This is a genomic window from Pseudomonas cremoris (assembly GCF_014230465.1).
Map to the genome: position 1 here is coordinate 724057 of NZ_JAAXCY010000001.1, position 18942 is coordinate 742998.

18 protein-coding genes are annotated in these 18942 nt (G+C 59.4%); 6 read left to right on the forward strand and 12 right to left on the reverse strand.

The window, feature by feature from the left end:
- Nucleotides 1-88: 88 nt before the first annotated feature.
- Genes HF257_RS03335 through HF257_RS03345 form a run of 3 tightly spaced genes read right to left on the reverse strand, consistent with a single transcriptional unit; the run spans nt 89 to nt 2436 of the window.
- Nucleotides 89-1435, reverse strand: a complete 1347-nt coding sequence (locus HF257_RS03335) for an ATP-binding protein (RefSeq protein WP_185703219.1) — start codon at nt 1433-1435, stop codon at nt 89-91.
- Nucleotides 1432-2109, reverse strand: coding sequence for a response regulator transcription factor (locus HF257_RS03340; protein ID WP_016973689.1), 678 nt, complete (start codon nt 2107-2109; stop codon nt 1432-1434). Before HF257_RS03340 ends, HF257_RS03335 begins: the two co-directional genes overlap by 4 nt.
- An 18-nt stretch (nt 2110-2127) precedes the next feature.
- Complete coding sequence (locus HF257_RS03345) at nt 2128-2436, reverse strand: hypothetical protein (RefSeq protein WP_185703217.1); 309 nt, start codon at nt 2434-2436, stop codon at nt 2128-2130.
- A gap of 136 nt (nt 2437-2572) precedes the next feature.
- On the opposite strand from HF257_RS03345, the gene HF257_RS03350 reads away from it, so the two are divergent.
- On the forward strand, nt 2573-3289 hold the full coding sequence (locus tag HF257_RS03350; RefSeq protein WP_185703215.1) for a 4'-phosphopantetheinyl transferase family protein: 717 nt from the start codon (nt 2573-2575) through the stop codon (nt 3287-3289).
- Between the two features lie 88 nt (nt 3290-3377).
- Here the strand turns inward: HF257_RS03350 and HF257_RS03355 are convergent, their stop codons facing one another.
- Together HF257_RS03355 and HF257_RS03360 are read right to left on the reverse strand one after the other, a co-directional pair.
- Complete coding sequence (locus HF257_RS03355; RefSeq protein ID WP_185703213.1) at nt 3378-4988, reverse strand: ATP-binding protein; 1611 nt, start codon at nt 4986-4988, stop codon at nt 3378-3380.
- Nucleotides 4985-5710: a response regulator gene (locus tag HF257_RS03360; protein WP_185703211.1), complete on the reverse strand. Its 726-nt coding sequence runs from the start codon at nt 5708-5710 to the stop codon at nt 4985-4987. Before HF257_RS03360 ends, HF257_RS03355 begins: the two co-directional genes overlap by 4 nt.
- A 695-nt stretch (nt 5711-6405) precedes the next feature.
- On the opposite strand from HF257_RS03360, the gene HF257_RS03365 reads away from it, so the two are divergent.
- Nucleotides 6406-9303 carry a ribonucleoside-diphosphate reductase subunit alpha gene (locus tag HF257_RS03365; RefSeq protein ID WP_185703209.1) on the forward strand — a complete coding sequence of 966 codons (2898 nt, stop codon included), beginning with the start codon at nt 6406-6408 and terminating at the stop codon, nt 9301-9303.
- 260 nt (nt 9304-9563) lie between these two features.
- Here the strand turns inward: HF257_RS03365 and flgE are convergent, their stop codons facing one another.
- From flgE to HF257_RS03395, 6 genes are all read right to left on the reverse strand, one after another.
- Entirely contained in the window at nt 9564-10883 is a 1320-nt protein-coding gene (flgE, locus tag HF257_RS03370) for a flagellar hook protein FlgE (RefSeq protein ID WP_185703207.1), read from the reverse strand.
- 31 nt (nt 10884-10914) lie between these two features.
- Complete coding sequence (gene flgD, locus HF257_RS03375; protein WP_185703205.1) at nt 10915-11637, reverse strand: flagellar hook assembly protein FlgD; 723 nt, start codon at nt 11635-11637, stop codon at nt 10915-10917.
- Between the two features lie 16 nt (nt 11638-11653).
- A complete protein-coding gene (gene flgC / locus HF257_RS03380) occupies nt 11654-12097 on the reverse strand; it encodes a flagellar basal body rod protein FlgC (protein WP_185703202.1) in 444 nt (147 codons plus the stop codon).
- Between the two features lie 3 nt (nt 12098-12100).
- Nucleotides 12101-12508, reverse strand: a complete 408-nt coding sequence (flgB, locus tag HF257_RS03385) for a flagellar basal body rod protein FlgB (RefSeq protein ID WP_010208346.1) — start codon at nt 12506-12508, stop codon at nt 12101-12103.
- A gap of 252 nt (nt 12509-12760) precedes the next feature.
- Nucleotides 12761-13588 (reverse strand): protein-glutamate O-methyltransferase CheR, encoded by an 828-nt coding sequence (cheR, locus tag HF257_RS03390; protein WP_016979774.1) that lies wholly within the window; start codon nt 13586-13588, stop codon nt 12761-12763.
- A gap of 43 nt (nt 13589-13631) precedes the next feature.
- Nucleotides 13632-14564 carry a chemotaxis protein CheV gene (locus HF257_RS03395; RefSeq protein WP_185703200.1) on the reverse strand — a complete coding sequence of 311 codons (933 nt, stop codon included), beginning with the start codon at nt 14562-14564 and terminating at the stop codon, nt 13632-13634.
- Between the two features lie 90 nt (nt 14565-14654).
- Between HF257_RS03395 and flgA the strand changes: the two genes are divergently transcribed.
- From flgA to HF257_RS03415, 4 genes are all read left to right on the forward strand, one after another.
- Nucleotides 14655-15419, forward strand: a complete 765-nt coding sequence (flgA, locus tag HF257_RS03400) for a flagellar basal body P-ring formation chaperone FlgA (RefSeq protein WP_185703198.1) — start codon at nt 14655-14657, stop codon at nt 15417-15419.
- A gap of 140 nt (nt 15420-15559) precedes the next feature.
- Entirely contained in the window at nt 15560-15883 is a 324-nt protein-coding gene (gene flgM, locus HF257_RS03405; RefSeq protein ID WP_185703196.1) for a flagellar biosynthesis anti-sigma factor FlgM, read from the forward strand.
- 48 nt (nt 15884-15931) lie between these two features.
- The gene (locus HF257_RS03410; RefSeq protein ID WP_185703194.1) at nt 15932-16402 is read left to right on the forward strand and encodes a flagella synthesis protein FlgN; all 471 of its coding nucleotides are present in this window, start codon (nt 15932-15934) and stop codon (nt 16400-16402) included.
- 96 nt (nt 16403-16498) lie between these two features.
- A complete protein-coding gene (locus HF257_RS03415) occupies nt 16499-17248 on the forward strand; it encodes a flagellar brake protein (protein WP_185703192.1) in 750 nt (249 codons plus the stop codon).
- 61 nt (nt 17249-17309) lie between these two features.
- Here HF257_RS03415 and HF257_RS03420 read toward each other — a convergent pair whose 3' ends face one another.
- Nucleotides 17310-18698 (reverse strand): MFS transporter, encoded by a 1389-nt coding sequence (locus HF257_RS03420; RefSeq protein ID WP_185703190.1) that lies wholly within the window; start codon nt 18696-18698, stop codon nt 17310-17312.
- Nucleotides 18699-18942 lie beyond the last annotated feature (244 nt).

The window sequence follows — 18942 nt, forward strand, 5'->3', positions numbered from 1 at the left end:
GCAAGCCCGCTCCCACATTTTGATTTGTGAACACGTTCAAATGTGGGAGCGGGCTTGCTCGCGAAAGGGCCAGCACAGCCAATAAAAATCAAACTGCCGGAAAGTGAATCTTGAAGGCAGCACCACCTAACGGCGAATCCCCCAAGGTCAGCTGCGCGCCGTAGCTTTCAATAATGTCCTTGACCACCGCCAGCCCGATCCCCTGCCCCGGATGCTGGCGATCCAACCGCTCACCCCGTTGCAGTATCCGCGCACGCTGATCCGGCGGAACACCGGGGCCGTCATCCTCGATACACAACTCAGTCCCTTCCAGGCCTTCGACCAGGCGGATACGCACCTCGCTCAGGCACAGGCGGTAGGCGTTTTCCAGCAGGTTGCCGAGTAATTCCAGCAAGGCGCCCTTCTCAATCGGCACATCACACTCTGGCGGCAAGTCAAAGGACACGGTGACGCGTTTATCGCGGTAGACCTTGTCCAGCGTATCGCACAGGCTTTGCAGCACCGGTTCCAGGCGCACCTGATGGCGCACCAGGCCGCTTTTGCGCAGGCTGGCACGCTGCAACTGGTAGCTGATCTGCTGGCTCATGCGCTCGATCTGCGATTGCAGCACCCAAGCCTGGTCGCGGTCTTCGGGGCGCTGGGCCATGTCTTCGCTCACACCCTGTAACACGGCGAGCGGGGTTTTCAAGCTGTGGGCCAAGTCGTCGAGGGAATCACGGTAGCGCGCCCGTTGCTCTCGCTCACTGGCCAACAGGCGGTTAAGGGAACCGGTGAGGCGCAGCAGTTCGCGGGGGTGTTCTTCAGAGAGGCTTTCACGGGTGCCGCCTTCGATCTGGTCAAGCTCCTGGCTCAGGCGCCGCAAGGCTTGCAGGCCCCACGTCAGGCCCAGCCACAGCAAGGTCAGCAGCACCAGCAAGGCCGCGCCGAAGCCCAGGTAGAGGTTTTCCCGCAGGCCTTCCAGGGTCAGTTGGTATTCACGCACCGGTTGCAGGGCAACGATACTGAACGCCGCGCTTTTGCCGCCAAGCAGCTTGACCTCGACGTCATAGACGAAGAATTCCTGGCCGTTCGCTTCACGGATCCGCGCAAATTCATTACCGCGCCCGTCGTAGCGCGGCTTGTAGTTGATGTTTTCTTCTTTGGTCGCCCGCGAGCGCCATACCAGGTGGCCCTCGCGGTCGTAGATATAGCCGAGCAGCCGGCTATCGGTGAGGTTGAAGCGTTCGTCCGGCAACTGTGCTGGCATCAACAGGCGGTTGTTTTCCACCCGCGCGGCGGAGATCAACGTGGTGACGTCCGATGCCAGGCGCTGCTCGATGGAATCCTGCAACGCCAGGCTGAACGCGCCCTGCATGGCCGGCAACAAACCCAACATAAACAGCACGGCCAGGGTGGCGGCCGCTAGCATCAGGCGCACGCGTAGCGAGCGAATCAACGGCAGCGCTCATTGAACAGGTAGCCCAGGCCACGCACGGTATCGATCGGCTTGAATCCGGCCGGGCCTTCCAGCTTGCGACGCAAGCGGCCGACCAGCACTTCGATGACGTTCGGATCGCGCTCGTCGTCATCGGGGTAGAGTTGTTCCATCAAACGGTCCTTGGCGACCACTTGTTGGTGATGGCGCATCAAGTATTCGAGGATGCGGTATTCGTAGGCAGTCAGCGCCAAAGGCTGTTCGTCGAGGGACGCCTGCTTGCGATTGAGGTCCAGCAGCAAGGGCCCGGCAACGATGGTCGATTGGGTAAACCCACTGGAGCGGCGCAGCAAGGCGTTCATCCGCGCTTCGAGCTCTTCGAACTGGAAGGGCTTGACCACATAGTCGTCGGCGCCGGCAGCCAGGCCTTCGACCTTGTCCTGCCAGTTGCCGCGTGCGGTGAGGATCAGGATCGGGAACGTCTTGGCCTGGGTGCGCAGTTGGCGGATCAGGTCCAGGCCGCCCATGCCGGGCAGGCCCAGGTCGATGATCGCCAGGTCGTGGTTGAATTGGCCGGTCTGGTACAAGGCTTCCTCGGCATTGGCCACGGCCTCGACCACATGCCCACTGTCGGTCAGGCGGGTCAACAGGTGATGACGCAGCAGCGCTTCATCTTCCACCACCAGCAATTTCATAAGGCTCTCCAAAGCAAATCAACTGTCCGACAGAGGGATATCATAGCGGCCCTGCAGGTCTTGCGGGCGCAGTTTAATGCCATTGTACTGGCCAGTCAGGTGTTCATAACCGGCACGATAGGCTGGCTGTGGCGCGGTGAGGCCCAGCGACTGGCCCCATGGCGTCGGCTGGCTGCCTGCATCTTCCACGCTGACACGCTGGATCAACGTGCTGGGTTTCTTGGTTTTCTGGCTACCGAATGCAGCAAAGTCGCTATCGGAGGCCTGGACCCCAGCGGTGGCACTGAGCATGGTTAACGCCAACATCAGCTTTTTGATCGCAGTCATGGTGCTTACCTCGGTGCGTTTGGCTGTTGAGGCCAGACTACGCAGCGCCCCCTGAACTCCCCCTGAACAGGCTCTGAACCTCAGCTGAACCGTTGCGGGCTAGCCTCTGGCGCAGCAACTCGGCAAACTACCCCCCATGAATCCCCTACCCGCCTGCTGCACCCCACTTGACGCCCATTGGCCGTTGCCTACCGCTTTGCCGGGCACGGTGTTTCTCAGCACGCGCTTTGATCCTGCCTTGCTGGCAGAGGGCGATTTCCAGCGCACCGCCGTACCGCCGCCGGCCAGTATCCAGCGTTCGGTGGCCAAGCGTCAGGCGGAGTTCCTGGCCGGTCGATTATGTGCGCGTGCCGCGCTGCAACAACTCGATCATCTGGACTTCATCCCCGCCATCGGCGAAGACCGTGCACCGGTGTGGCCTGGGCATATCAGCGGCTCCATTACCCACAGCACCGGGCACGCAGCGGCGATTGTCGGGCACAAGGCGCAGTGGCGTGGGCTGGGGATGGACTTGGAGAATGTGCTGAGCCTGGAGCGGGCCGAGCGCTTGGCGGGGGAAATCCTCACGGCCGATGAAATGCAGCGCATGGCCTTGATACCGCGCGAACAGATTGCGCTGCTGGTGACGCTGACGTTTTCGGCCAAGGAGAGCCTGTTCAAGGCTCTCTACCCCATCGTGCAGAAGCGCTTCTACTTTGAGCATGCCGAGGTCGTGGAGTGGTCTGAGTCAGGCGTGGTGCGATTGCGATTGCTCACGGACCTGTCCAGCGAGTGGTGTGATGGCACGGAGTTGGTGGGGCAGTTTGCTGTGGCGGATGGGCAGTTGTTGAGCCTGGTGGCCGTCAGCGCCTGATAGACCGCTATCGCAGGCAAGCCAGCTCCCACATTTAACTGTATTCACACATCAAAATGTGGGAGCGGGCTTGCTCGCGAAAGCGGTATCAGGGTTTCTCCTGATCCCGAGGCCAACTCAAGCTAAAGCACGCCCCACCCAAGTTATTGCTCTTGCTGATCAACGCCCGCCCAGCATGCCAATAGATTATTCGCCGCACGATCGACAACCCCAAGCCATGTCCGCCCGAAGCACGGGTACGGCTGTCGTCTAAACGCAAAAAGGGCGTGAAGATGCGCTCCCAAGCGCTTTCCGGCACGCCGGGGCCGTCGTCCTCCACGTCGATGCGGCAACGCACCTGGCCCACCTGGTAACTGATCAACACCTGGCCCTGGGCGTGGCGCATCGCATTGCTCACCAGGTTTTGCAGGGCACGGTGCAGGTAGCGCGGTTCGGCATCAACCCAGGCGTCGTCCCAATGCGCCGAAGACAGGCAAATGCCTCGGGTGACCGAGACCTGCGGGCGCAATGGCGATAACTCATCGATCACTTGGTCGAGCAGTGCATTGAGGTCGACCCGCTGGAAATTCAGCTCGGGCGCACCTTGCTCCAGACGCGCATAAGTGAGCATTTCGTCCACCAGGCCATCCAGGTCCTGGATATCGTTGTCCATGCCTTCCATATATTTACGCCGGGCCTCGGGAGTGGCGGCGTCGCCGATCATCTCCAGGCCAAAACGCAAACGTGCCACCGGGGTGCGCAATTCGTGGGACACGGCCCGGACCAATTCGCGCTGGATGGCCAGCAACTGCTGCAAGTGCTCGGCCATGCCATTGAACGCGGCAGCCAGGCGCCCCACCGAGTCGGCACCACGAGCGGGGACGCGCACTTCCAGGTTGCCCTTGGCGATGCGCGTGGCGGCGGCTTCCAAGCCTCTGAGCCGGCGTTCCAGTTGGCGCACCAATAGATAGACGATCAAACCGATCAGGGTCAGGCCGATCAAAGCGATCAGAATCAGCCATTGCGCCGGGTACGGGTTCATTTGAAACAGCGGACCGATCTCCAGCACCCACGGCGTGCCGACCATGCCGGCAAACACGCGGATCGAATCGCCGCCCTTGCCCAGGGCCATCACCGTGTCACCCTCCGACACGCGACGGCGCTGGTCGTCATCCATATCAGCCTGATCGAGGGTCATCAGGTGCATCTCAAAGCCAAACCCCTTGGCTTCCTTGAGGTCAGCCAGGCGTTGCGGCTGCTCCGCCACCGGGAAACGCACCAACTCATCGGCCAGCAGGTAAATAGTTGCCCGTGCCAACTGCTCACTGATTTGCTGCACTTCGCCCGTCAGCACCAGTTGCTCTCGCTCGCTGACCAAGCGCAGCACCCGCGCCGCGTGGGGCCCGGTCTGCTCCACCAACACCTGGCCGCGTTGCAAGCGGGTGCGCTGACTGAGGTCTAGCTGAGCATCGGTAAGGCTGCGCAGCTCCAGGGGAATCCCCAGCAACCGCTCCCACACTGCCAAGGCACGTTGGCGTTCGATGGGACTCATGGGCTGCAGGTTATCGCCCATCAAGGCGAACGTGCCGTGGGCCAGGCGCTCGCGGTATTGACCGCTGCGCACCTCGTTGAGCAGGTGCAGGGCCAACACGCCGAGCAGCGCCACCAGGATCAGCGCTGCGCACATGCCGCCATAGATGCGCAGGAAGATCGAGTTCACAGTGGCATGTCGGCGGCGGCTTCGGGGACGAACAAGTAACCTTTGCTGCGAATGGTCTTGATCAGGCGAGGGTGGATCGGGTCGTCGCCGATCTTGGGCCGAATGCGCGAGATGCGCACATCGATGGAGCGGTCTTGGCCGTCATAGCCGATGCCGCGCAGGGCGATGAAGATTTCTTCGCGGGACAGGATGCGCCCGGCGTTTGCCACCAACAGCCATAAGAGGTCGAATTCGGCACTGGTCAGCTCGATGCCGCCCTCGTGCAACCAGGCCTCGCGCAGGGCGTTGTCCACTACTAGTGGACCGAATTGCAGGCGGCGCTGGCTTTCCACGGTGGCCGGTTCCGCCGGTTCACTGCGCCGCAACAGGGCCTGGATGCGCGCCAGCAACAGGCGCGGGCGCACGGGCTTGCATACGTAGTCATCGGCGCCCATGTCCAGGCCAAGCACTTGGTCCATGTCGTCGGTGCGGGCGGTGAGCATCAGGATCACGCCGTCATAGCGTTCGCGTACCTTGCGGCAGATGCTCAGGCCGTCTTCGCCGGGCAGCATCAGGTCGAGGATCACCAGGTCCGGTTGCTCGGCGATGATACGCGCGGCTGCCAGCGCCCCATCGCCTTCTATCGATACCCGCAGGCCGTTGCTCTCCAGATAGTCGCGGGTCAGCTCAGCGAGTCGCTGGTCGTCTTCGACAATCAATACCTGCCAGGCTTCTTGCTCCACGGGCCACACCTTATTTGTAATGTTTTGAGGGCATAACTGAGGCCGATTGTAGCCATGCGCCGCCCCTCTAGCACAAGCCAGGAAATCCATTCGGTGATCGCGTTTTTTTGTGATAGGGTTCGCGCCCTCAAAAATCCAACCGGCTGTTTTTATCTTGGAATATTCGGTGACAAACGGCCGAATCCAGCAGCAATGCGGCCTACACGGGTGTTCCACGATTCATACACATTTTACCCACAGCGTTATCCACAGGTAGTGCGTTGCTAAGCCCCCCAAAACGCATTATCTTGTACCTCGGCGCTAAAAAAACCCTACATGTAGGGTTTTAAGCAAAAAACCAAACACAGATCAGACAAGAAACTCAAGCCCTTTCTTGCTCCCGTTTGGTTGAACCAAAGCATTTTTTCAAAGCCCAAACCGCGCACGCGGATGGCAGCCGTTTTCCAGCTCCTACAGCGCAAAACGGTACGGGTGTTGCAGTGCTTGAACCTGGCAACTGTCACCCATCAGGAATACGGCCAAGGGCTTTTTCAGCCCCGAACCGAAGACTTCGGCATGGAAGCGGCGCGAACAGCTCCCTTCCTCCTGTCCCGAAGTTGTTATGCCAGGCCCAGGCCTGCTGTAAGTGCTTCAGGACGGAACGGTGGGCACCGTGATGGTGCCCAAATAAATATAGAATGTGGAGACAACCCCCCATGCAAACCGACACAACTCGCGAGAACCCGCAAGGCTCCGTGCCGCAGGCCGCTGATTCGAACCTGGATCTGTCCGCCACTGCACCCGGCCAACTGCGTGTGATCAAGCGTAACGGCACTGTCGTTCCTTACACCGATGACAAAATCACCGTCGCCATCACCAAAGCGTTTCTTGCAGTTGAAGGCGGCACCGCTGCTGCCTCGTCGCGCATCCACGACACCGTTGCCCGCCTGACCGAACAAGTCACCGCAACCTTCAAGCGTCGCATGCCTTCGGGCGGCACCATCCACATCGAAGAAATCCAGGACCAGGTCGAACTGGCCCTGATGCGTGCCGGCGAGCAGAAAGTAGCCCGCGACTACGTGATCTACCGTGACGCCCGCTCCAAGGAACGCGCTGTACGCACCCCAGCGGAAGAAGCGGCAGTACAAGCTCACCCATCGATCCGCATCACCCTGGCCGACGGTACCTTTGCACCGCTGGACCTGGGCCGCCTGAACACCATCGTCACCGAAGCCTGCGAAGGCCTGGAAGAAGTCGACGGTGACCTGATCCAGCGCGAAACCCTGAAGAACCTGTACGACGGCGTGGCCCTGACCGACGTCAACACCGCCCTGGTGATGACCGCCCGTACCCTGGTTGAGCGTGAGCCGAACTACTCGTTCGTGACCGCGCGCCTGTTGATGGACACCCTGCGTGCCGAAGGCCTGGGCTTCCTGAAAGTCGCCGAAAGCGCCACCCACCACGAAATGGCTGACCTGTACGCCAAGGCCCTGCCTGCCTACATCGCCAAGGGTATCGAATTCGAATTGCTGAACCCGGTCCTGGCCACCTTCGACCTGGAAAAACTCGGCAAGGCGATCAACCACGAGCGCGACCAGCAGTTCACCTACCTGGGCCTGCAGACCCTGTACGACCGTTACTTCATCCACAAAGACGGTATCCGCTTCGAACTGCCGCAAGTGTTCTTCATGCGCGTGGCCATGGGCCTGGCGATCGAAGAGAAGCACAAAGAAGACCGTGCCATCGAGTTCTACAACCTACTGTCGTCCTTCGACTACATGTCGTCGACCCCGACCCTGTTCAACGCCGGTACCCTGCGTCCACAGCTATCCAGCTGCTACCTGACCACCGTGCCGGATGACCTGTCGGGCATCTACCACGCGATCCACGACAACGCCATGCTGTCCAAATTCGCTGGCGGCCTGGGTAACGACTGGACCCCGGTGCGCGCACTGGGTTCGTACATCAAGGGCACCAACGGCAAGTCCCAGGGCGTTGTACCGTTCCTGAAAGTAGTGAACGACACCGCTGTAGCCGTGAACCAGGGTGGCAAGCGCAAAGGCGCTGTGTGTGCCTACCTGGAAACCTGGCACATGGACATTGAAGAGTTCATCGAGCTGCGCAAGAACACCGGTGATGACCGTCGTCGCACCCACGACATGAACACCGCCAACTGGATCCCTGACCTGTTCATGAAGCGCGTCTTCGATGACGGCCAATGGACCCTGTTCTCGCCATCCGAAGTTCCGGACCTGCACGACCTGACCGGCAAGGCCTTCGAAGAGCGCTACGAGTACTACGAAGCCCTGGCTCAGTACCCTGGCAAGATCAAGCTGTTCAAGACCATCCAGGCCAAAGACCTGTGGCGCAAAATGCTGTCCATGCTGTTTGAAACCGGCCACCCATGGCTGACCTTCAAAGACCCGTGCAACCTGCGCAGCCCGCAGCAGCACGTGGGCGTGGTCCACAGCTCGAACCTGTGCACCGAGATCACCTTGAACACCAACAAGGACGAGATCGCCGTTTGCAACCTGGGCTCGATCAACCTGCCGAACCACATCGTCAACGGCAAGCTGGACACCGCCAAGCTGGAACGCACCGTCAACACCGCCGTTCGCATGCTCGATAACGTTATCGACATCAACTACTACTCGGTGCCACAGGCGCAGAACTCCAACTTCAAGCACCGTCCAGTGGGCCTGGGCATCATGGGCTTCCAGGACGCGCTGTACCTGCAGCACATTCCTTACGGTTCGGATGCTGCGGTCGAGTTCGCCGACAAGTCCATGGAAGCGGTCAGCTACTACGCGATCCAGGCTTCCTGCGACCTGGCCGACGAGCGCGGCGCCTACGAGACGTTCCAGGGTTCGCTGTGGTCCAAAGGCATCCTGCCGCTGGACTCGCAACAAATTCTGATCGAAGCCCGTGGCCAGAAGTACATCGACGTTGACCTGAACGAAACCCTGGACTGGGCGCCGGTACGTGCCCGCGTGCAAAAAGGTATTCGTAACTCCAACATCATGGCCATCGCGCCGACCGCCACCATCGCCAATATCACTGGCGTATCGCAGTCGATCGAACCGACCTACCAGAACCTGTATGTGAAATCGAACCTGTCGGGCGAATTCACCGTGATCAACCCGTACCTGGTTCGCGACCTCAAGGCCCGCGGCCTGTGGGACTCGGTCATGATCAACGACCTGAAGTACTACGACGGTTCCGTGCAGCAGATCGAACGCATCCCGCAAGAACTCAAAGAGCTCTACGCGACGGCCTTCGAAGTGGACACCAAGTGGATCGTTGACGCCGCTAGCCGTCGTCAGAAGTGGATCGACCAGGCTCAGTCCCTGAACCTGTACATCGCCGGCGCTTCGGGCAAGAAGCTGGACGTGACCTACCGCATGGCTTGGTACCGTGGCCTGAAAACCACTTACTACCTCCGTGCCCTGGCTGCGACCAGCACCGAGAAATCGACCATCAACACCGGCAAGCTGAACGCTGTTTCCAGCGGCGGCAACCACGGTGATGACTCGGTACTCGCCGCTCCAGCCGGCCCGGCGCCAGTGCCAAAGGCCTGCGCAATTGACGAGCCGGATTGCGAAGCTTGCCAATAAGCTGAGCTGGTAAACGAACCCCCGCCAAGCCCTTTGGGTTTGCCGGGGGTTTTCTTTTGCCTGGCGGACTTACTTGTAGTGAGCGGGCTTGTCCCGCGCTGGGTGGCGAAGCCGCCCTAAACCCAGACACCTAGGTGCCCCTGAAACACCGCGGCGTCTTGGTTGGGGCGGCTTCGCCACCCAGCGCGGGGCAAGCCCGCTCACTACACGCCCACAAAAAAGCCCCTCGTGTGAGGGGCTTCTTGTGGAGCGCTACCGCATCAGGTCATCTGGATGATGGTCTGCATGATGGTGCTCTGGGTGGAGATGGTCTTGGCGTTCGCCTGATAGTTGCTCTGGGCCTTGATCAGGTCCACCAGCTCGTTGGTCAGGTTGACGTTGGAGTTCTCCAGGGAGTTGGCCACGATCGAACCCAAGGTACCGGCTTGCGGGCTGTCAAAGCCTGGCTGGCCCGAGGCGAAAGTCTCTCTCCAGGTGGTGCCGCCGGCTGGCTGCAGGCCCTGTTCGTTGTTGAAGCTGGCCAGAGAGATCTGGCCGATGGCCTTGCTCTGCTGGTTGCTGAACGTGGCGAACAACACGCCGCTGCCGTCGATTTTCAGGCCAGTGATCTGGCCGGTGGCGTAGCCATCGGTGACCGGAGGGTTACGGTAGCTGGCCGAGTTGTACTGGGTGATGTTGCCCATATTGACGGCAATCCCGTCTTTGTTGGCATCAGCGCCATTGCTCGTCCAGACGCCGTTGACCATGCTACCCGGCTTCCAATCGTCAATGGTCATCGTGGTACCGCTGACGTTGGCACCCACGATTTTGGTGAGTTTGCCGGAACCATCAAAGGTCAAGGTGGACGGCACAGGCACCGTATGGTCGCTAGGATCGGCGCCGCTGATCGCCGAGCCGTCCGGGTTACGACCGTCAATCAACGTGTAGGAATCCCAGGTATTGGAACCCGTCTTGACCATGTACTGCACCATCGAGTGGGCATTGCCCTGGGTGTCGTAGAGCGTGGTGGAGTACTGAGTGTTGAAACTGTCGGTCTTGGTTGGGTCAAACGGGTGCAGTGTCTGATCGATCGGCAGGTCCGAGGAGTTCAGGTTACTGGTGGAATCCACCTTGGTGGATGCCTTCGGCGGCAGGTTCGCCAAGTTCAGCTGCAGGTCGACCAGGCCGCCCTTGACGATTTTACCGTTCTCGTCTGCTGCATAACCTTGCAGGCGCGAAGTACCGGTGTTGTTGGTGATGTAGCCGTCTTTGTCGGCACGGAAAGCACCGCTACGGGTGTACTCCAGCGAGCCGTCGCTGGCCTTCTGTACGAAGAAGCCACCGCCCTGGATCGCCATGTCCAGGATACCGCCGCTGTTGTTCACATCACCTTGGGTGAACTGCTGGGACACTGCCGCCAGGTTCACACCGTTACCGATGCTGTTCTGGCCGGTGCCCAGTTTAGACGCCGCGTAGATGTCGGCGAATTCCGCACGGGACGATTTGAAGCCAGTGGTCGCGACGTTAGCAATGTTGTTGCCGGTCACGTCCAGTTGTTTGTTGGCCGCATAGAGGCCGCTAAGGCCGATGTTAAAAGACATGTTTCTCTCCCTCTGCCGTATTTAGCCGGCTCTATGTACCGATAGTCTGAATTTGCGACAGCTTGACGCTGCCCATGCCGCCTGCCAGGTTCAGCAACATTTCGCCACCGGTCTTGCTCAAGGTCACGCTGGTGACCGTGGCTGGCAGCGAAGTGGCCAGGGCAACCGCGTCGCCCTTGTCATTCTTGGTGGTGGCCGCGAAGGTGTAGGTACCGGCTGGGGCAACCTCACCCGCGTCGTTTTTGCCATCCCAGATAAAGTCCGAATTCCCGGCGTTCTGGGCACCCATGTCGATGGTGCGCACCACGTTGCCGTCTTTGTCGGTGATCTTGATGGAGACGTTGCCGACTGCCGACGTCACCGCCACCGAACCGGTCATGCTCTTGCTGGTATCCACCAGGGCCTTGTCGGTCTGGGTGATGATCGAGCGCCCTACCAACGACGAAGCCTGCAGCGCTTGCGACGAGCTGAAGTTGCTGGAAATCGCGTTCACCGAGTCGTTCAGGGTGTTGATGCCTTCCAGGCTGCTGAACTGCGCCAACTGGGCCACGAATGCACCGTTGTCTTGAGGCGACAGCGGGTTCTGGTTTTTCAGCTGAGTCACCAGCAGTTGCAGGAACGCGTCCTTGCCCAGCGACTGGTTACCCGTGGCGGCACTGGAAGCGCTTGCGACGTTGTCGGTCGCAGTCTTGACCTTGCTGTTGAAAAGGTCCTGGACCGCGGTGTTGGTTGATGAGGTATCAACAATGGCCATTATTCGGTGCCCCTTATCACTGACCCAGGGTCAGGACCTTCTGCATCATGGTTTTGGCGGTGTTCATCATTTCCGCGTTGGTCTGGAACGAACGGCTGGCGGAAATCATGTCGGCCATTTCCTCGACCACGTTGACGTTGGGGTAGTAGACATAACCCTTTTCGTTCGCGGCGGGATGGTTGGGCTCGTAACGGGCTTCGAGGTTGCTCTGGTCTTCGACCACGCCAAGCACCTGCACACCGGAACCTGCATTGCCCTGGTCCTGGAACAACGAATCGCTGCCGCCGTTCTGGCCAGCCTGGAACATGGTGGCGAACACGGGATGGCGAGCGCGGTAGGTCTGGTCAATGCTCGAAGACACGGTTTCGGCGTTGGCGATGTTACTGGCGACGGTGTTCAGACGGGTGGTCTGAGCGCTCATGCCACTACCGGCAATATTGAAAACACTGGACAGGGACATGGCTTACTCTCCACGCAGGGCTGACATCAGCCCTTTGAATTTGCTGTTAAGCAGGGTGAAGCTGGCCTGGAAGTTCACCGAGTTCTCGGCGTAGGCCGATTGCTCCAGCTGGGCGTCGACGGTGTTCTGGTCGATCGATGGCTGCATCGGCGTGCGGTACAGCAACGACTCGTCACCATTGCTCAGGCCTTGCGCTTCGATATGACGGCTGTTGGTCATGTTCAAGGCGAAGGTGCCGTTCTTGGTCTTGTCCTGCTGTGCGGCGAGCACGGCGGAGAAGTCCAGGTCCCGAGCCTTGTAGTTCGGGGTGTCGGCGTTGGCAATGTTGTTGGCCAGGACTTCGGCACGCTGGGCGCGGAAGCCCAGGGCTTGTTCGTGGATACCGAGCGCTTTATCGAAGCTGATGCTCATGGCGGAAACCTTTAGGCTGACCTGCTTTTCATTAACAGGGTTATAGCAAGGTGTGTGCCAGTTTATGGAGGGCCCGAATTTAAAGGGTTTGAGGGGCGATTGCCGGCGGCAATGCCAGAAAAGCGGCAACGTGTTTCCGCGTGGCGCCAGTAAAGCGGCAATGGGGGATTGCCGCTCGAGGAAGGATTGCCGCAAAAAAAATGTGGGGGCTGGTTTGCCAGCGCCCACATTTTTTGACCGAGTGAACTCGACTTACTTAGCCTGGTAGATGATCCCAGGGCTGCACTGCACCATCTGGTAATGATCCGGCAGACCGTTCAGCGCTTCGGAGGCGCCAAGGAACAAATAACCACCACGCTTGAGAGTGCCGTGGATGCGCAACAGGATGTCTTTCTTCACCTCGGCCGAGAAATAGATCAGCACGTTGCGGCAGAACACCATGTCGAACTTGCCCAGGCTGGCATAGCTGTCGAGCAGGTTGAACGAACGGAACTCCACCCGACTCTTGATCGGCGCCTTGACCGCCCAACGCCCGGCCCCTTTCGGATCGAAGTAACGTTGCAGGCGCTCTTGGGACAGACCTCGGCCCAGCGCCAAGCTATCGTACTCGCCGGTCTTGCAGTTGGTAAGCATGGTGCCTGACAAGTCGGTGGCAACGATTTGCGCGCCAGCCTTCAACTGCCCCATGTTGGTCCGTTCGAACTCATCGATGGACATCGAGATCGAGTACGGTTCCTGCCCCGAAGAACAGGCCGCCGACCAGATGCGCAGGCGCTGGCCCGGGCTGGCCTTGATGGCTTCCGGCAGCACCTTGCTCTTGAGCACTTCAAAGGGATAGGTATCGCGAAACCACAGGGTTTCGTTGGTGGTCATGGCATCCACCACCATTTCCTTGAGCCCGCTGCGCGGCTGGCCCTGGATACGCTGGACCAATTCGCCCAACGACTTGATGCCCTGCTGTTCCATCAGCTTGTTGAGACGGCTGGATACCAGGTACTGCTTGTTTTCACCGAGCAATATGCCACAGGCTTTTTCCAGGAAGACCCGGAATTGTTCGAAATCCAAATTACCCGTAGACAATGATACCGCCTCTTAAATCGTGTGACCGCCAGGGGAAATCCCCCTAGCCGTGATCTGCTGCCTTGATCCGGTCGACTACCCGGGCTGCCAGGTCATCCGGCCGGAATTTGGCCAAAAAGTCATCAGCGCCGACCTTCTTGACCATCGCCTGGTTGAATACACCCGACAACGAAGTATGCAGGATGATATGCAATTTTTGCATGCGTGGATCGTTGCGTATCTCAGCCGTGAGCGTGTAACCGTCCATTTCCGGCATTTCGATGTCGGAGATCATCATCAAGAACTCTTCTTCCGGCTTTTTGCCGTCGTCCGCCAACTTGCGCAGGTAATCCAACGCCTGGCGACCATCGTTGAGGGCTACAACCTCGACGCCGACCGTTTGCAGGCAACGGGTTACCTGCTTGCGTGCCACCGAAGAGTCATCCACCGTCAGCACGCGCAGGGAGATCGCCTTGTGTGCGGTCTCGGCATCCACCACGCCCACGGAAATCGATTCCGAGGTGGGAGCGACTTCGGCGAGGATTTTCTCCACATCGATGATTTCCACCAACTGGTTATCAACCCGCGTCACCGCCGTGAGGTAGTGGTCGCGGCCAGTGCCCTTGGGTGGTGGATGAATTTCTTCCCAGTTCATGTTGACGATACGTTCCACCGAGCGCACCAGGAAACCCTGGGTCTTGGTGTTGTATTCAGTGATGATCACGAAGGGATTCTGACGATCCTGCAACGCGGGCGAGCCAGTGGCCAGCGCCAGGTCAAGAATGGGTATGGTCGCGCCGCGGATATTGGCCACGCCGCACACCACCGGGCTGGATTTGGGCATGATCGTCAGCTTGGGGCATTGCAGCACCTCCCGCACCTTGAACACGTTGATGCCATATAACTGCTTGCCGTCCAGGCGAAAAAGCAACAACTCCAGGCGATTCTGCCCTACCAGCTGTGTGCGCTGGTTTACTGAATCCATTACACCTGCCATGCCTTTACTCCTACGCTAAAACCTTGAGCCATACCTAGAGGACAGCGCGCCCCCAACACTAAACGGCACGAGCTTTGCTATTTGTTGGCTATGGATATTAAAACGACAGTTTCCCGACGCCTTCAATTACCAAGGTACCGTAGATTGCTCTGCGCACCGCTGGCGTTGCTCGCCTTGAGCCTCGGCGCCACGGCCCGCGCAGACAACGTCACCTTGCCTGATCTACTTATCGGCGTCACTCAGGGCTTTCTTGAGTTCACTGTAGAAGATTATCTGGCGACCACCCAGACGCCTGGGCGTTATGAAATCCAGGTCAGCCAGTTGGACCCACGCCTGCGCATGCCAATGTGCGACAAGGAATTGACAGCGTCCCTGGAAAGCCCCGCCCAACCCATCGGCCGCGTGACGGTGAAAGTACGCTGCGAGGGCGCGTCCCCCTGGACCGTGTTTGTGCCGGCCCAGGTGAAGCTGTTTCGCGATGTAGTGGTAGTGGCTCGTCCGCTGAAACGCACTGGCATCATCGGTTTCGACGATGTTGTGCTGCGTGAGCGAGACATCAGCATGATCAACCAGGGCTATTTGACGTCACTGGACCAGGCTGTCGGGCAAAAATTGACCCGACCAGTGGTCACGGACCAGGTCATCACGCTGGTGCATCTGGAACAGGCCGAAGTCATTCGCAAGGGTGATCAGGTAGTGATTTCCGCCAGCAGCGGCGCGCTGAACGTGAAAATGCCGGGGGAAGCGCTGTCCAACGGCGGCATGAGCGAGCAGATCCGCGTGAAGAACCTTAATTCCAATCGCGTGATCAAGGCACGGGTGACAGCACCTGGCCAAGTCGAGGTGGCTTTATAGACTACTGGTATCAGGCGCCAGCTTTTCCTACACTGTCGACTGGATGTCGGCCTGTGCAGTTTATTGTCAATCGAGCCTAAAGTTTGTCCGGGTATGGCCGAAAACATGGCAAGCGTCCAAATACCCAGAGGTTTTTTATCATGGTCATCGATTTCAGCCGTTTAAATAATTCCCAGGCTTTGCCCGGCAGTACGCGCACCACGGGTGCCAAGGACAGCGCAGAGGCCAAGCCACAGGCCCTGCCCGTCAAGGCAGAACAGGCCAGCGCCAGCCAGAGCGGGGAATCCGTACACCTGAGCAATGAGGCTCAACAGTTGCAGAAGGTCACTGACTCGCTGCGCGATCAACCGGTTGTCAATAAAGCCCGCGTGGCCGAGTTGAAACAGGCTATCGCCGATGGCAGCTATAAAGTCGACAGCAACCGTGTAGCCAGCAAGCTGCTTAATTTCGAAGCCGAGCGCTAGGCAAAGGCCTGCGCCGGGCTTTTGGACGCTTAAACCCCAAGGCCAGCCATGCATCACGACGAAAATCTGCTTCAACTGATCATTGATGATCTCGCGCCGACACAACACTTGCTTGAGCTGCTCAAGGAAGAATCCCTGGCGCTTTACGGCCGTGACATGCCCCTGCTGGAAGACATTCTGGCGCGCAAGCAGTCGCTGATTGTACTGCTTGAACAGCACGGCAAAAAACGCAGCCAGATCCTCATCAGCCTCGGCCTGCCGGCAGACCACGACGGTCTGGCGCAATTGGCCAGTCACTCCTCGGTCGGCGATCAATTGCTGGCCCAGAGCAAAGAACTCAACCTTTTGCTCGCCCAGTGCCAGGAAGCCAACCTGCTCAACGGTCAGTCGATCCAGATTCAGCAAGCTACGACTGCCAACCAGTTGCGTATACTTCACGGCGGAGAGCCTCCGGCATTGTATAACGCCCAAGGCTCCACCTCACGCCTGGTCAAACCAAGCACCCGCAGCCAAGCCTGACACCCGTTTACAGCGCGGCCTATCCAAGGCGTGTTACATGCTGGCAAAATGCTGGCTCTTGCGTGTAGTTGTATTTTGTCTGGAGATGGAAGAACCGTGTTCAACGCCCTTAATGCGGAAGATGCACCGCAGCCACCCAAGGTCCTCACCACGCCTCTGGAAATCGCCAGCACCTTGCGGATGCTGCAAGAAAGCCACGACCCGCTGATCATTACCTTCCACGAACGTAGCCAGCGCTTCCAGAGTTACCTGGTGGACGTTGATCGCGACAGCGGTACAGTGGCCCTGGACGAGATGATCCCCCGTGACGGCGAACGCCACCTTGAGAACGGCGAACCCTTCCGCATCGAAGGCTTCCACGAAGGCGTACGCGTTGCCTGGGAAAGCAGCGGCACCATGACCGTCAGCGAAAAAGACGGTCACCGCATCTATACCGGCAGCATGCCCGACGAGGTGGTCTACCATCAGCGCCGCAACGCCTTCCGCGCAGCCCTGAAGCTGGCCCAACTGGTCAATATCGAAATAGGCGGCGAGAAACTAAAGGCTCCCATTGCTGGCAAGCTGCTGGATATTTCCGCCACCGGCTGCAAACTGCGCTTTGAAGGGGATATTTCCGAGCGCCTGCAACTGGGCCAGGTCTACGACCGCTTTATCGCCGCCCTGCCCTTTGGCAGCATGACCACCTCCGTCGAACTGCGTTACCTGCACTTCGAAGAGAAGATCAACACCACCTTTGCGGGTGTGCGCTTCCACAATATGAGTGGCCTGGTACAACGCCAGGTCGAGCGATTCGTGTACCAACTGCAGCGTGAAGCACGGCGCTTCGACAAAGACGACGATTTTTAAAGCTAAAGATCGCGACAAAAAAAAACGGGCAGATCCTGATGGGATCTGCCCGTTTTTGCATTCAGGGGCGCGCCCTGCTCAAGTCGTGGGGGTGGTCGTCGGGGTCCGGATGTTCGGGCTCAGGCTCAGTTTCGGCCGCCGGCGACTCCACCGGCGATTGCTCCGGTTCGTCCTCGGCCTCTGGCACGGTGGTTTGCATCTGGTCTTGCACCACCTGCTCATCCACCCGAGGATCAAGCGCAGCCACCAACGGAGAGCTGGACATACTGTCGGGCATCGCCACGTGATGCAGCGGTGCATCGTCCACCTGATGCAGGTTGGTCACCGCTTTTGGCCGAATGCGCCACACCAGGATCAACGCACACACACTGAAAAACGCATACAGCATGTGGCTGCCAAACATCTTCATGACCACACCTGCCAGCAACGGCCCGACACTGGCACCCACGCCATAGGTCACCAGCAACATGGCCGTGAGCGACACCCGACGGTCACCCTCCACATGGTCGTTGGAGAACGCCACTGCCAGCGGATACAGGCAGAACTGCACCAGGGAACACACGAAGCCAGCCACAAACAGCACTTCCAGCGGCACCTGGGTCAGTACCGCCAACGGCAACGCCGCCACCGCAAGGCAGAGGGCAAAGCAGCGAATCAGCAGCGCGCGGTCATAACGGTCCGACAGCCAACCCAGCGGCCACTGCACCAATAATCCGGCAAAAATACAGCTACCCATGAACAGACCTACCTGCTCCGTCGTCAGCCCTTGCTGCGATGCATAGAGCGGCGCCAAACCGTAGAACGAGCCCACGATCAGCCCCGCACCCAACACCGTACTCAGCGACTGCGGCACGCGCTTTATAAAGAAGCGTGGCTCCATCGGCGCAGGATGCAGCGGCGCCGGGTGAATACGCCGGGTCATGGCCACCGGCACCAGGCACAGGGCGAAGCACAACGCTACCAGCATCAGCAGTTCGAGGCCGAGTTGGGGGTGCATTACCAGGATCAGCTGACCCAGCACCAGGCCCAGGTAGGACGCGATCATATAGCCGCTGAACACCACGCCACGCTGCTTGGCGTCCGCCTGCTCGTTAAGCCAGCTCTCGATCACCATGTACTGGCACATCATCCCCAGGCCGACAATCATCCGCAGCACAATCCAGGCCGGCAGCCAGTTGATCAGGCCGTGGCCCAGCACTGCCGCACCGACAATCCCAGCACACGTGGCGTAGGCACGAATATGCCCGACCCGGGCAATCAGGCGGTGCCCGATCTTGCCACCCAGCACCAGGCCAAAGTAGTTGGCCGCCATCAGCGCACCTACCCACAGGCTGTCGACATGGTCGGCCGCCAGGCGCAAGGCCAGGTAAGTACTGAGCAGGCCGGAGCCGATCAGCATCATCAAGGAGGCGAAATAAAGGGCTCGAAAAGATTTCCAGATCTGGCGCATCGGCGTTCCGAGCGGCTCCTTGCGGTGAGAGACAGGGCTATCGGCATGATAGTCCGGGGTGGCCGGGTCCGGACAGGCAGCAAATGCTGTTTCCGGGGATTATTTTGCTTAACAGCTCAGACGCTACCCAACTGCTTGCAAGGTACACAAATGGCGATAAATACACCGCGCACCTGCTGTGAACCCTGAACACCGGCAAGGTTCGACCCATCCCGTTGAACGCCCACAAAAAAGCCCCGCCAGA

What these genes read in the sequence shown, in the direction of transcription:
- HF257_RS03420 (WP_185703190.1), bottom strand. Translation starts at nt 18,698, where the DNA reads ATGCGCCAGATCTGGAAATCTTTTCGAGCCCTTTATTTCGCCTCCTTG.
- HF257_RS03340 (WP_016973689.1), bottom strand. Translation starts at nt 2,109, where the DNA reads ATGAAATTGCTGGTGGTGGAAGATGAAGCGCTGCTGCGTCATCACCTG.
- HF257_RS03395 (WP_185703200.1), bottom strand. Translation starts at nt 14,564, where the DNA reads ATGGCAGGTGTAATGGATTCAGTAAACCAGCGCACACAGCTGGTAGGG.
- flgB (WP_010208346.1), bottom strand. Translation starts at nt 12,508, where the DNA reads ATGAGCATCAGCTTCGATAAAGCGCTCGGTATCCACGAACAAGCCCTG.
- HF257_RS03365 (WP_185703209.1), top strand. Translation starts at nt 6,406, where the DNA reads ATGCAAACCGACACAACTCGCGAGAACCCGCAAGGCTCCGTGCCGCAG.
- flgD (WP_185703205.1), bottom strand. Translation starts at nt 11,637, where the DNA reads ATGGCCATTGTTGATACCTCATCAACCAACACCGCGGTCCAGGACCTT.
- flgM (WP_185703196.1), top strand. Translation starts at nt 15,560, where the DNA reads ATGGTCATCGATTTCAGCCGTTTAAATAATTCCCAGGCTTTGCCCGGC.
- HF257_RS03410 (WP_185703194.1), top strand. Translation starts at nt 15,932, where the DNA reads ATGCATCACGACGAAAATCTGCTTCAACTGATCATTGATGATCTCGCG.
- flgE (WP_185703207.1), bottom strand. Translation starts at nt 10,883, where the DNA reads ATGTCTTTTAACATCGGCCTTAGCGGCCTCTATGCGGCCAACAAACAA.
- HF257_RS03345 (WP_185703217.1), bottom strand. Translation starts at nt 2,436, where the DNA reads ATGACTGCGATCAAAAAGCTGATGTTGGCGTTAACCATGCTCAGTGCC.
- flgC (WP_185703202.1), bottom strand. Translation starts at nt 12,097, where the DNA reads ATGTCCCTGTCCAGTGTTTTCAATATTGCCGGTAGTGGCATGAGCGCT.
- flgA (WP_185703198.1), top strand. Translation starts at nt 14,655, where the DNA reads ATGGATATTAAAACGACAGTTTCCCGACGCCTTCAATTACCAAGGTAC.
- HF257_RS03350 (WP_185703215.1), top strand. Translation starts at nt 2,573, where the DNA reads ATGAATCCCCTACCCGCCTGCTGCACCCCACTTGACGCCCATTGGCCG.